General features: G+C 63.5%; 8 protein-coding genes. 6 read left to right on the forward strand and 2 right to left on the reverse strand.

The features are described 5' to 3' along the window. Positions 1 to 56 precede the first annotated feature (56 nt). Entirely contained in the window at positions 57 to 1,421 is a 1,365-nt protein-coding gene (locus CUJ90_RS00950) for a tyrosine-type recombinase/integrase (protein WP_114163407.1), read from the reverse strand. Positions 1,422 to 2,172: 751 nt separating this feature from the next. On the opposite strand from CUJ90_RS00950, the gene CUJ90_RS00955 reads away from it, so the two are divergent. The 4 genes from CUJ90_RS00955 to CUJ90_RS00970 all read left to right on the forward strand — a co-directional run bounded on the left by CUJ90_RS00955 (position 2,173) and on the right by CUJ90_RS00970 (position 7,905). Continuing rightward, positions 2,173 to 3,714 carry a sensor domain-containing diguanylate cyclase gene (locus tag CUJ90_RS00955; RefSeq protein WP_114161757.1) on the forward strand — a complete coding sequence of 514 codons (1,542 nt, stop codon included), beginning with the start codon at positions 2,173 to 2,175 and terminating at the stop codon, positions 3,712 to 3,714. Positions 3,715 to 3,788: 74 nt separating this feature from the next. Next, positions 3,789 to 4,418, forward strand: a complete 630-nt coding sequence (locus tag CUJ90_RS00960; protein ID WP_114161758.1) for a DUF2239 family protein — start codon at positions 3,789 to 3,791, stop codon at positions 4,416 to 4,418. Between the two features lie 359 nt (positions 4,419 to 4,777). Beyond that, complete coding sequence (locus CUJ90_RS00965) at positions 4,778 to 6,343, forward strand: methyl-accepting chemotaxis protein (RefSeq protein ID WP_114161759.1); 1,566 nt, start codon at positions 4,778 to 4,780, stop codon at positions 6,341 to 6,343. A 254-nt stretch (positions 6,344 to 6,597) separates the two neighbouring features. After that, on the forward strand, positions 6,598 to 7,905 hold the full coding sequence (locus CUJ90_RS00970) for a solute carrier family 23 protein (protein WP_114161760.1): 1,308 nt from the start codon (positions 6,598 to 6,600) through the stop codon (positions 7,903 to 7,905). A 960-nt stretch (positions 7,906 to 8,865) separates the two neighbouring features. On the opposite strand, the gene CUJ90_RS00980 is transcribed toward CUJ90_RS00970, so the two are convergent. Then, positions 8,866 to 10,521: a Na+/H+ antiporter gene (locus CUJ90_RS00980; RefSeq protein ID WP_083084847.1), complete on the reverse strand. Its 1,656-nt coding sequence runs from the start codon at positions 10,519 to 10,521 to the stop codon at positions 8,866 to 8,868. A 384-nt stretch (positions 10,522 to 10,905) separates the two neighbouring features. Here CUJ90_RS00980 and CUJ90_RS00985 point away from each other — a divergent pair, with 384 nt between their 5' ends. Together CUJ90_RS00985 and CUJ90_RS00990 are read left to right on the forward strand one after the other, a co-directional pair. Next, positions 10,906 to 12,183, forward strand: coding sequence for a sensor domain-containing phosphodiesterase (locus CUJ90_RS00985; RefSeq protein ID WP_073432234.1), 1,278 nt, complete (start codon positions 10,906 to 10,908; stop codon positions 12,181 to 12,183). 35 nt (positions 12,184 to 12,218) lie between these two features. Further along, positions 12,219 to 12,914 (forward strand): copper homeostasis protein CutC, encoded by a 696-nt coding sequence (locus CUJ90_RS00990; protein ID WP_114161762.1) that lies wholly within the window; start codon positions 12,219 to 12,221, stop codon positions 12,912 to 12,914. The last annotated feature ends 76 nt before the right edge of the window (positions 12,915 to 12,990 follow it).

Here is a 12,990-nt window from a genome sequence, read left to right on the forward strand (position 1 = left end):
TGGACGAGACCAAAACTGTATTTGGTGCTCGCCCCGATGCGCTCGGGAGCAGACCGTCACTTCGGCGGTTCAAACTCGAGCTGCGCTTGCTCAAGCATCCAGGCTTCAATCTTGTCGTGCCACGCACGTAGCAGGTCGAGAGGTCGGCGGCGATAGTGCTTCTCAGCAAGTGCGGAAGGCTTATGCCCCTGGATTTGAGCGACGACGCCGACCGGAACCTCGACCCACTCTGAAAGTGTGCCAAAGGAGCGGCGGAGGCCATGCAGCGAAATGTGAGGCAGACCCGTTGGAGCCAACGCTCGATTGTGCGCGTGACGCGGTTCGGCAATCTTTCCGTCCGCTGCAGTTTTACTGGCGAACACCCATTCGGAAGGCTCCCACCGCTCCCCCTTTTCTGAGAGACGCGCGGCTTGGCGTCTATTTGGGGGCATCTCGTTGAGCCGCTGAAGGTGACGCAGTAGGCTCGCTAAGTATGGGGTGAGCGGGATGGTCCGACCGCCGGTACCTTCAACTTTGTCGTTCATCGTCAGGCTCCTCCATCGGAAGTCCACATCTTCCCAGCGCAGTGCGGCTAGCTCCTCCCGGCGGGCTCCTGTGATCAGGAGGCCCTGCAGGTATGCACTGATGACCGGATTCGCGATGCCACGTACGGCGCCAAACCAAACAGAAAGCTGCTCCCGCTGTAGGCAGTCGTCCTTTGCGGCGCTGCGGGGGAGAATGCCTTTGACCTTCGGCGACGAATAGGCGTCGTGGGGAATGATGCCCGCGTATGCCTCGTCGCTGTCACACCATCGAATGAACGCTTTGAACAGGCCGAAGGCATGACCGGCATTTGTCGGTCCCCGGGGTATCTCAGCCTCGAGCCACTCCGACATGGACGTCGCCGTGATCTCGGTCAATCTCCGCGGCATGAGCGGGGCCAATGGCCCACGCACCTTTTCTTTGCCGCCGCGTTTAGCAATACCGCCACCGGGCGAGGAGAGGTTGATGTGATCGATGATGTATCTTTCGGACCGTGGTTTTTTCGTTTTGGGGGAGATCTTCGTTCGCAGATGCTCCAAGTAGTGCTCCCACGCTTCGCCGACAGTCACGTCCTTACGGCGCTTCGCTGCTTGGCGGGCCTCGTGTTCGGCCTTCTGCTCGGCCTCTCGCTCTCGCGGATCAACTCCGCCGTCGATAAGCGTCTGGAGATTGCGAGCGCGCTCCTGCGCCTTGTCGATCGTCCAGCTCCTCGGATCGCCGATCGTCATCCGGACCGTCGAGCCATGGATCTTCCCTTGATAGATGTAAGCCTTGGCTCCGCTAGGCGTGGCTCGCAAGCCGAGCCCGGGAGTCTTACTGTCCCAAAGAAATGACTGCGACTTACCCTCTTCGCAGCGATGCGCCTCTACACGAGCCGCAGTGAAGTTGACCTTCGCCACCAAACCTCCTTGCCCATACGCCGGCGGTTCCATGTAACCGCCATGTAACCGGATTATGCGCCAATAGAGGAATTTCGATCAACAGCAATGAGATGCGAGTCCAGTAAAATTCGTTTAAATTCATGGAATTGATGGCTTTAATAAGCGCTAATCCATCTCAATCAATGCCGACTTGTTCGCATTCGCAATGCGAAGGTCGGGAGTTCGATCCTCCTCCTCTCCACCACCGAAGTTGCAGTTAGCAATGTCTTTCACGGAAACCCCGAAGGTCTATCGTCCTTCGGGGTTTTTTATTGCCTGCGTTGATCAAGTTCTTAAACTGGCAGGCGCAAGCAGAACGCCAGCGTCGACCCGTCGGAAATCTCGCCTACAGTGTTTGAGGCCGGAGCCTCAATCCGCGAAGCCGCGCGATCCCAGCCAGCTATCCTCGATGCCCCGTTCCTCCCGACAATCGCAATCCGATATGGCAGTCATCGACATGCATTGACGCGCACATGGCCGCCAACTCGAATCCGGGCAACCACACATCCACGACGAGAAACACGCAATACGCAACACCGCAACCGCGGCAAATAGATTTTCCAACGCTACCCAACACCCGCCACTAACGCATCAAAACCCCCTCTTCTCGGCCATTCGCCACCTCCATCGTCTGCTACCCTACCGAAATCCCGGCCCGCGCCCGCGCACGCCGCCAACCCCAACCTCCCCCGCGCGCGGCCCGCGCCAGCCTCGAACGACGAAAAAAACCATGGTGATGCGCCACCCGAACATTGTGATTGCGATCAGCATCGTGCTGGCCAGCGCGATACTCGCGATCGCCGTGTGGGTGCTCGCGCAAATGCACGACGACGCGTTGCGGCGCGCGCAGGATTCCGTCTTCAACGTGTCGCTGCTGGTCGAGCGCGACGTGTCGCGCAATCTCGAGATCTACGACCTGTCGTTGCGCGCGGTGATGGAGGGGCTGAAACAGCCTGGCGTGCAGGACTTGCCGCAGGCCATGCGTCAACTATTGCTGTTCGACGGCTCCGCCGGCGCGAAGGATATGGGCTCGATTTTCGTCCTCGACGAAGCCGGCGACATCAAGTTCGACTCGCAAGCCTCGCCGCCGCGCCGTATCAACCTCGCGGATCGCGAGTACTTCAAGGTGCAGCGGGATTCTCCCGACGTGAGCCTGTACGTCAGCCGTCCATTTTTGCCGAAGATCGCCGGCAAGGAAGTCAGCATCGCGTTGAGCCGGCGTATCTCCCGGCCGGACGGCAGCTTCGGCGGCGTGGTCGTCGGCACCATGCGCCTGAGTTATTTCCGCGGCCTGTTCGCCGATATGAATCTCGGCCCGGGCGGCTCGATGGCGTTGATGCTGAGCGACGGCACGATGCTGATGCGACGACCCTACGATCCAAAAATCATCGGCCGCAATCTGAAGGGCACCGCGAATTATTCGCGCTTTCTCCTGCAGCCGAGCGGCGATTTCTTCGGCACGGCGGCGATCGACGGTGTGGAGCGCTGGTACGCGTTCCGCCATATCGACATGTATCCGCTGATCCTCGACGTCGCGCTTTCCACGCGCGACATCTATGTGGAATGGCGGCGTCGCGCATGGATCATCGGCTCGCTGATCGGCGCGCTCGACCTGACGATCATCGCGCTTGCGATCCTGTTCTCGCAGCAGTTGCGGCAACGCCGCGCCGCCGAGGAAGAGTTGCGCGTGCTAGCGCGCACCGACGGACTCACCGGCCTGAACAACCGCCGCATCTTCGAGCAGGACCTGGACGAGGAATGGGGCCGCGCGCAACGCCATGCGTGGCCGTTGTCGATGTTGTTGATCGACGTCGACAGTTTCAAGGGCTTCAACGATCTGTATGGCCATTCCGCCGGCGACGCGGCGCTCATCGAGGTCGCGCGCTGCATCACGAACAACTTGCGGCGTCCCGGCGATACCGCGGCGCGCTACGGCGGCGAGGAGTTCGCGGTGCTGCTGCCGGACACCGACGAAGCCGGCGCAATGAACCTTGCCGAGCAGATTCGCGCCGCGATTCAGGAGCGCGAGATTCGCCACGTGGCGAGTTCGCACCATGTGCTGACGGTCAGCATCGGCATTGCCTGCACGAGCGGCCAGATATTCGCCACGGCTCGCGAGCTGATCAACGCAGCCGACGAGGCGCTCTACGAAGCCAAGGACGCGGGCCGCAATCGCACTGTCGCCTATGGCACGGCCACGCAAGCGCCAGGCGGCGACACCGGCGTCCCAGGATACTTAACTCCAGAATTCTCGCCCCACATCTATCGTTAATTTCATCCGGGTAATATATTGCTTTTGTATTTTACCCGGCTATAATTCGACAAATTCTTTTCTGGGAGTTTGTCATGACCGTTTATCGCGCTACTTGCACTGCCTTCGAAGGCCACCGCCGCATCGCGTCCGGCGCCCTCTCCGACGTAGCGCTAGCGGTCAGGGCGGTGCTGGCGCGTGGCGAACAGGCGCCGGTGCTGATCTTCGACGACGCCACGAGCCACCCGGTCGAGTTCGATCTGCGCGGCACGCCCGAAGAGATCGTGGCGAGGCTCGCGGCCGAGCATGCAGGTGAAGAAGCCGAAGCTGCGCAAACCACCCCCGCCTCCGACGCGACGGCTGAGGACCCCCCGCGCGGGCGAGGTCGGCCCAAGCTGGGTGTGGTGGCAAGGGAGGTGACCTTGTTGCCGCGTCATTGGGACTGGCTGAACGGGCAGCCGGGCGGCGCTTCAGTGGCGTTGCGCAAACTGGTCGAGGCGGCGCGTGTCGCCGGCGAGCACAAGGATCGTCAGCGTGCGGCGCAAGAAGCGGTGTATCGCTTCATGACCGCGCTGGCCGGCAATCTGCCGGGTTACGAGGACGCCACGCGCGCGCTGTATGCGGACGATCGGCCGCGCTTCGAAGCGTTCGTCGCTGCCTGGCCGGAGGACGTGCGCAATCACACATTGCGTCTCGCGAGCCGCGCTTTCGTCGAGCAGACATGAACGGGCGCGGCTCGCAGCGAATGCATGCGATGAAACGCACAGGCAAAAAAAAGCCGCTCACACCGGGGAGCGTGAGCGGAAAGTCGGAGAGTTACAACAACATCGCTTGCGCTTACTCATGGGGGTCAACGCAGCCAATAAAGTCTAAGCAGTGCGCGCGTGCGTATATATAAGACAAATCCCAATCATGTCCGGATCTAGCCGTAAGAACGCGCAGACGTTCGGGGGCTACGCTATTAAGCCCGGTTGAACGTCCCATTTCGCTTATTCCCGTCATTTATCGCTTCAGCCCCTTGCCATCGCGGCCGTAAAGAGAAGGAGAGAAGGGCCCCAAACAGAAACTTAACCAGGATGGCGAAATGAAGTGGTTCGACCGCATGACCGTGTTCCGAAAGCTGCTGCTCGCATTTGCCGTCGTGATCGGCTTTTCGGTCGTAATCGGAGGAATGGCGTTGGCGGCGCTTTCGTCGCTGCATGAGATTTCCGACGCCATTGCCGATAAAAGCATGGATGGCCTGTATTGGCTCGAAGAGGCGAACCGTCACAAGATCGACGCCGATCTTGCCGCCGCGAATCTTGGCTATGCCACCGACGACGCCGGCCGCCAGAAGCTGAAGGACGGCATCGTCGCATCGCTCAAGGACATGCATGGCGCGTACGACCAGTATCGCCCGACCATCGCGAGCAGCAAGGGCCGGGAGCTGTTCGACGAAGTGCTGCGCAAGTCGGCGCTTTGGGAAGCTATCGTGCACCAGCAGATCGGTCTCGAACCGATTCCCGCCGGAGTCGACAACAACGAAGTCGTGCGCCGGGCGATTGCGTCGAGCGAGGCGCTGCGCGATCGCATCGTCGCGCTGATCGACTTTCGCCGGCAGCAGGCGGACGACTTGCAGGCCCAGTCGGCCAGCAAGTACGAGCGCATGCATCTCGTGATGCTCGGGCTGGTGCTCGGCGCGATCGTGGCCGGCGCGCTGCTCGCGTCGACGATCGCGCGCCGCCTGTCGCGCCAGCTAGGCGGCGAGCCGTACTACGCGATGGAGATCGCCAACCGCATCGCGGACGGCGACTTGAGCGTGCGCGTCGACACCCGCGCGGGCGACACCGACAGCATGCTGTTCGCGCTGCGCAACATGCGTGAACGGCTGGCCGGCATCGTGTCGGGCATCAGCGTGTCGAGCGAATCGATCCTGATGGCTTCGGGCGAGATCGCGCAGGGCAACACCGACCTGTCGCAGCGCACCGAAGAGCAGGCCGCCGCGTTGCAGGAAACCGCGTCGAGCATGCAGGAACTGACGTCGACGGTAAAGACGAACGCCGAGAACGCGCAGCAGGCGGGCAGCGTGGCGCACGGCGCGTCGGAGGTGGCGGCGCGCGGCAGCAGTCTCGTCGGCGATGTCGTCGAAACGATGCGCGAGCTGGCGGCCGGTTCGAAGCGCATGACCGACATCATCGCCGTGATCGAAGGCATCGCGTTCCAGACCAACATTCTCGCGCTCAACGCTGCTGTCGAAGCCGCGCGCGCGGGCGAACAGGGACGCGGCTTTGCCGTGGTGGCGGGCGAAGTGCGCTCGCTCGCGCAGCGCAGCGCGGTGTCGGCCAAGGAGATCAAGGCGTTGATCGAAAGCTCGACGGCGCGCGTGGGCAGCGGCGCCCAACTGGCCGAGCGGGCCGGTCAGACGATGGCCGACGTCACGCTCGCGGTGAAACGCGTGACGGACATCATGGGCGAGATTTCGTCGGCGTCGCAGGAACAAAGCACGGGCATCGAGGAAGTCAATCGCGCTGTCGCGCAGATGGACGACGTGACTCAGCAGAACGCGGCGCTCGTCGAGCAGGCGGCGGCCGCGGCGTCGTCGATGGCGGACCAGGCGAGGCAATTGCAGGCGGCCGTCACGGTGTTCTCACTGGAACCGCGGCGCGGCTGATTTTTCGTCGCCGACTCTTCGCGCAGGCGGGCTGTTGCGTCGGCGTGATTGGGAGGCGAGGCGTTCGTCGCGGGTTCGAACCGGTCGATCAGCGCGGTTGTCGTCACCTCATCGGCCTCGTATCGCGATCGGTTCAGCGCGCCTTTCGCCGCCCTTGCCAGGCCAGGTGGCACTCCGTACACTCGCGCGTAATTCCTGGGCGGCGCGTTTTCGGGCGCCGTCGCCATCACGCCGAACAGAGGAGAACCCCCGCCATGGCCGATTCCTATTTCCCGCGCTGGCGCGCGCAGTCCGCCGCCGCCGAGGGCCGCATCGTCGGTATCGACGAACGGCTTGCGTGGCCGCAGATGTTCGCGATGGGCATTCAGCACGTCGTCGCGATGTTTGGTTCGACGGTGCTCGCGCCGCTCCTGATGGGCTTCGATCCGAATCTGTGCATCTTCATGTCGGGGATCGGCACGCTGCTGTTCTTCGTGGTGGTGGGCGGGCGCGTGCCGAGCTATCTCGGCTCGAGCTTCGCGTTCATCGGTCTCGTGATCGCCGTGACGGGGTACGGCGGGCAGGGCCCGAACATGAACATTCCGGTGGCGTTGGGCGGGATCATCGCGTGCGGCGTGGTGTACGCGATCATCGGGTTGATTGTGTCGGCGGTCGGCACCCGATGGATCGAGACGCTGATGCCGCCGGTGGTGACGGGCGCGATCGTCTGCGTGATCGGTTTGAATCTTGCGCCGATCGCGGTGCGCGGCGTGAGCGCCAGCAATTTCGATTCGTGGATGGCGCTCGTGACGGTGCTGTGTGTCGGCGCGGTCGCGGTGTTTGCGCGCGGCATGCTGCAGCGTTTGCTGATTCTGGTGGGGCTGCTGATGGCGTATGCGATTTACGCGATCGTCACGAACGGCCTCGGCATGGGTAAGCCGATCGATTTCTCGATCGTCGCGAACGCCGCGTGGTTCGGCATGCCGCACTTCACGGCGCCGGTGTTCGAGCCGCGGGCGATGACCTTGCTCGCGCCGATCGCGGTGATTCTCGTCGCGGAGAACCTCGGGCATATCAAGGCAGTGAGCGCGATGACCGGTCAGAACCTCGATGGCTATATGGGTCGCGCATTTTTCGGCGATGGTCTCGCGACGATAGTCTCCGGTTTTGCCGGCGGCACGGGCGTGACGACTTACGCCGAGAACATCGGCGTGATGGCCGTGACCAAGATCTATTCGACGCTGGTGTTCGTGATTGCTGCCGTGATTGCGCTGGTGCTGGGTTTTTCGCCGAAGTTCGGCGCGGTGATTCGGACCATTCCGGGACCGGTGCTGGGCGGCGTGTCGATCGTCGTATTCGGTTTGATTGCCGTGACCGGCGCGCGGATCTGGGTCGTCAATAAAGTGGACTTTGCCGACAATCGCAATCTGATCGTTGCCGCGGTGACGCTCGTGCTTGGGGCGGGGGATTTTTCGTTGAAGCTTGGTGGGTTCGGGCTGGGTGGGATTGGGACTGCCACGTTTGGGGCGATTATTCTTTACGCCTTGCTCAGGGGGGAGCCGGCGCGGGGGCCGGTGGGTTGAAGGTGGGGTTTGGCCTGCTCGGCGGTTTGGGTTGTGGGGTTGGTTTTTTGGCCTTTGCTTGATTTGTTAGTGGTCTATTGGGGTTGCCCCTGTGCGGGGCGGCACCTACTTTCTTTGCCGCCGCAAAGAAAGTAGGCAAAGAAAGCGGCTCACACCGCCAGCTTTGAAGCGGGTCTCCTGGCTTGGAGGGGATCGTGGTGCATCTGGAATCGGTGCCCTTGCACATTCGACGCTTGTGACAAGGCCGTCATACTTCCCGCCTCGCGCTGCGCGCTCGCCGGAAGCGGCGCGCACGGAAACCAGCGGTTTCATTGGGCGCGGTGGGGCCATCGGCTTCGCCTCGGCGAGACGCCGAAAAGCCAGGTGCTGTTTCAGATGTGTCGCTGGTTGCACGACACCGGTTGTGGATTGTGGGGCGGGTCGCCGGTCGCCGGTCGCCGTGCTGAGCGTCCGGCCGCGCGCCGATGCGCCGGCAAATTGTCGGCAAAGTCGCCGGCATTCGATGCAGTGACGCCGGGCGCACGCAGCGCTATTGGTTTGGAGAACTGCGGCTGACGGCGGTTTGTCTGCGGCATCGAGAACTGCTGCCGACCGCGAAGCGCCGTGCGACTTTATGAAGTACCGCGACGGCGCGCGCAGCGTCGCCGGAAGAATGACTGCCTTGTCACGAGCGCGGAGTGCGCGAGGGCACCGATTCCAGATGCACCACAGTCCCCTCCAAGCCAGGAGACCCGCTTCAGAACTGGCGGTGTGAGCCGCTTTCTTTGCCTACTTTCTTTGCGGCGGCAAAGAAAGTAGGTGCCGCCCCGCACAGGGGCAACGCTAATAGACCACTAACAAAGCAAGGAAAGGCCAACAAACCAAGCCCAACAAACCAAGCCCAACAACCCAAGCCCAACAACCCAAGCCCAACAACCCAAGCCCACAACCACAACCAAAACCGCCGAGCAGGCCAAACCCTTACCGCCTCCGAACAGTCAAAGCCGTCTCCGACAAATCCACCTCCCGCATGAGCTTGTTCAAAGTTTCATCGTTAATCGCCTGAGAACCACGCAGCGCGAGCAGCGTCTTCCTCTCGGCTCGCATCGCCGCCAGCTTCATCCTGAACTCCAACGCATCGGCGCGGCGCGCCAACTCGCGCGGCTCCTGGTCCTCTCCGAGCGTGGCGAGCCGCCGTCGATAAAGGTCCATCACGCGCGCGGTCACATCAGCGGCATACGCCGATGCCGCTTCGTCCAGATTCGCGCACTCGCTATCGTGCACATCGTCGACAGCGCGAATCGCCGCCTGCGCCGCCAGCTTGCGCGCGAAAACTTCCTCCGCCGCATGCGGATCCTTGCCGCGCCGCCAGCCGCGCAGCAACAACGGCAAGGCAACCACCGCGACCAGCAGCGACAGCAGAATCACGCCCGACGCGATGAAAATCGCGAGGTCGCGGCCCGGCAAAGGCACGCCGCCAGGCAACACCTCCGGCAACGACAGCACGCCCGCCAGCGTCAGCGCGCCACGCACGCCGGCCACCGTCGTCACCGCCACCGTGCGCAAGCCCGGCACCGCGTTCGCCACGCCGTGCTTCGCCGCGCCGCGGCTCGCGAACCAGCGCAGCAGCCACACCCACACGAAGCGCATCGCATACAGCGCGGCCCCGACCGCGGCGATGTAGCCGATCAGCAGCCACACCTGCGCATCGCCGGTCTCGTGCGCGTCGAGCAGAGCCCGGCCGAAAATGTGCGGAAACTGCAGCCCCAACAGAATGAACACCATGCCATTGAAGACGAACTCGATCATCGTCCACGTGCTGTTTGCACGGATGCGCGACGATACCGAGCCGGCGTTCACGATGCTCGTGTAATTCATCATCATGCCGGCCGCGACCGCGGCGAGAATGCCCGATAACTCCAAACGCTCGGCGATCAGATAAGCGGCGAACGGAATCAGCAGCGTCATCACGACGATCGGCGCCGGATCGCCTTCTTCCGTGAGGTTCAGAAAGCGTGTCGACACAATGCTGAACAGCCAGCTCGCGGCCGCGCCCGTCGCGAGTCCGCCGGCGGCGATGATCACGAAGCTGATCGACGCGTCGCGCAGCGAGAACACGCCGGTCAATGCCGCGGCAATCGCGAACTTCAATGCGACGAGGCCCGACGCGTCGTTCATCAACGCCTCGCCTTCGAGGATATGCATGAGCCGTCCGGGAATCTTGCCCTTGCCGGCGATGCCGGAGAGCGCCACGGCATCGGTCGGCGACAGCACCGCGGCGAGCGCGAATGCAACCGGCAGCGGCATCGACGGCACCAGCTCATGGACGAAGTAGCCGACCGCGAGCACCGTCATGAAAACCAGCCCGAGCGCGAGCATCAGGATCGCGCGGCGCGCCATGAAGAATTCGCGCTTGGGAATGCGCCATCCGTCCGCGAACAGCAGCGGCGGAATGAACAGCATCATGAAGATTTCCGGATCGAACGTGACGTGCAGTCCAAGCCGCGGCCACGCGAGCATGGCGCCGATCGCGATCTGCACGAGCGGCAGCGGCAACGTGAGCGGCAAGAGGCGCGTGACGACGCCTGACGCGGCAACCGCAAGCAAAAGAATCAATACGGTGAAGACAATTTCCATCGGTCTGTTTCTGAGCCTATAACGTGTTTATCCGTGATGTCGACGGCCTCGCCGCGTCATGCCGCGCGGGCGGAAGGCCGAAGTTTAGCCCGAGGACGCACGGCGCCCATGCGACCCCGGCACGGCTTCGAGCGAGCGGGCCGCGAACGAGGCAGCCGAGCGCGCGAACCGGGCGGCGCACCTAAAGAGTGCCTGCCGCGCCCCCGCGCGGCGCATTGGCCCTTTTGCCGGTGCAATCTTTCATGCGAATTACTTACCAAGGTGCGTTAGCGCGCGCATGGAGCTTGCTTAACCCATATCGACAACGCACATTTTGAGAGAGACGGCGCCGAGGTTGCTCGCTTCCGCGTTCGGACCGGCCCGGCTTTCGCGTGAGAGGATCGCATGACGATTGCGCAGCAGGAAAGGACGGCCAGTGCGCCGCATGGTTTCGACGTCGAGGTGACGTCGGGACTCGAACGTTTTTCGGTTCAGCATGGCGAGCTGACGCTGACGAGCGTGTTTCAACCGATTTTCAGCCTCTCGCATATGCGGGCGGTCGGCTACGAGGGACTGCTGCGCGCGCACGACGCGCTCGACCGTCCCGTGTCGCCGCTCGACGTATTCGGCGAGGCCGCGCGGGTCGGCGACGTCCTTCAACTGGACCGGCTCTCGCAGACGCTGCATCTGGAAAACTTCAAGGTGCTCGGCGCCGAGCGCGAATGGCTGTTCCTCAACGTGCATCCCGGCGCGCTCACCGATCCGTACCACGCCGCCGCATTGCTGGCCAATCTGCGGCGGCTCGATCTGCCGCCGCGGCGCATCGTGCTCGAAGTGCTCGAACAGCGCGCGGAAGATCTCGAACGTCTCGCCGACGCCGTGCGCCAGTTCCGCGACCGCGGCTTCCTGATCGCGCTCGACGATTTCGGCGCGGGACATTCGAACGTCGAGCGGATCTGGCAACTGAACCCGGACATCGTGAAGCTCGATCGCATCATGCTGTCGCACGCCGCGCATCGCGCCGACATGGCGACGATCTTGCCGGGACTCGTCGCGCTGCTGCACGAAGCGGGCAAGCTCGTGCTGATCGAAGGCGTCGAAACCGAGCACGAAGCGCAGATGGCGCTCGCCTGCAACGCCGACTTCGTGCAGGGCTTCTTCTTCGGCCGCCCGAGCCCCGCCGCGGCGGACGCCCTCCAGGCGACGACTTGCATCAGCGACCTCACCGAGCGCTATCGCGAACAGGCCGAAGCGCGCGAGCGCCACAATGCGAGCCGCCTCGCACCGTATCTGCGCGCCTTCGAGCGCGCGGCGGAGCGGCTTGCCGCCGGCGAGCCGCTAGAGGAGGTCTGCTGGAATTTTCTCGCGCTCGATCACGCCGCGCGCTGTTTCCTGCTCGATTCGAAAGGCCGGCAGGCGGGCCGCAATGTCGTGCTGCGCGCCGATCGAGCGGCGCATGAAACGCGCTTTCTGCCGCTCGCCGACGCGCAAGGGGCGAACTGGCTGCGTCGTCCGTATTTCCGCGCGGCGATCAATGCGCCGGAACGCGTGCATGTGACGCGTCCGTATCTGTCGATCAACGAGGCGTTGCCGTGCGTGACGCTTTCGGTGGCGACGCGCGTCGGCGCGCAAACCTGCGTGCTGTGCGGCGACATCGACTGGGTGGACGAAGAGCGGTTCTGAGATGATGTCGTTTTCCACGACGCGCGTTCATCCTCATGTCCGTTCTGCTCGAAGTCATTGCCACCACGGTGGCCGATGCGCGCCTCGCCGCGCAAGCCGGCGCCGACCGTCTCGAACTCGTCACCGCGATGGGCGAGGGCGGCCTGACGCCGAGCGTCGGCTTGATCGAGGCGGTGGTGAGCGCGGTCGATATTCCTGTGAATGTGATCGTGCGGCCGCACAGCCGCTCGTTCGTCTACGACGCCGACGACTCCGCGGTCATGCTGCGCGACGTGCGCGCGGCAAAAGCGGCGCGCGCCAACGGCGTGGTGATCGGCATGCTGACCCAGGCAGGGCAGATCGACCGCGACGCACTCGCCCGCGCGATCGACGCGGCCGACGGCCTCGCGATCACCTTCCACCGCGCATTCGACGAAGCGCGCGATCTGCAAGAAGCGCTCGACGTGCTGCTCGAATTCGAAGCGGTGACGAACGTGCTGACGTCGGGCGGAAAAGCCTCGGTACTCGACGCGCAAGCAACGCTAGGCGACCTGGTCAGGCAAGCGTCCGGCTCGCATTGCACGGTGCTGGCCGGCGCGGGCTTGACGGTCGACGCGGTTGCCGGCTTCGTCCGCGCGACGCAAGTGCAAGCGGTGCATTTCGGCTCGGGCGTGCGCGTCGGCGGCAAGGGGCTCGCGCCGGTCGATGCCGCCAGGGTTGCGCAAGTGAGAGCGCTGCTGAACGCGGCATAGCGCGGCATAACGCGCGCGCAAAGCGCGATAAAAAATGCCGCTTCGGAGCCGAACCCCGAAGCGGCATTTGCAACAC

It is taken from the genome of Paraburkholderia terricola (assembly GCF_003330825.1).
GTDB lineage: Bacteria > Pseudomonadota > Gammaproteobacteria > Burkholderiales > Burkholderiaceae > Paraburkholderia > Paraburkholderia terricola.

Coding starts and splice junctions, on each gene's coding strand:
- CUJ90_RS00955 (WP_114161757.1), top strand. CDS start 2,173: ATGGTGATGCGCCACCCGAACATTGTGATTGCGATCAGCATCGTGCTG.
- CUJ90_RS00960 (WP_114161758.1), top strand. CDS start 3,789: ATGACCGTTTATCGCGCTACTTGCACTGCCTTCGAAGGCCACCGCCGC.
- CUJ90_RS00965 (WP_114161759.1), top strand. CDS start 4,778: ATGAAGTGGTTCGACCGCATGACCGTGTTCCGAAAGCTGCTGCTCGCA.
- CUJ90_RS00970 (WP_114161760.1), top strand. CDS start 6,598: ATGGCCGATTCCTATTTCCCGCGCTGGCGCGCGCAGTCCGCCGCCGCC.
- CUJ90_RS00980 (WP_083084847.1), bottom strand. CDS start 10,521: ATGGAAATTGTCTTCACCGTATTGATTCTTTTGCTTGCGGTTGCCGCG.
- CUJ90_RS00985 (WP_073432234.1), top strand. CDS start 10,906: ATGACGATTGCGCAGCAGGAAAGGACGGCCAGTGCGCCGCATGGTTTC.
- CUJ90_RS00990 (WP_114161762.1), top strand. CDS start 12,219: ATGTCCGTTCTGCTCGAAGTCATTGCCACCACGGTGGCCGATGCGCGC.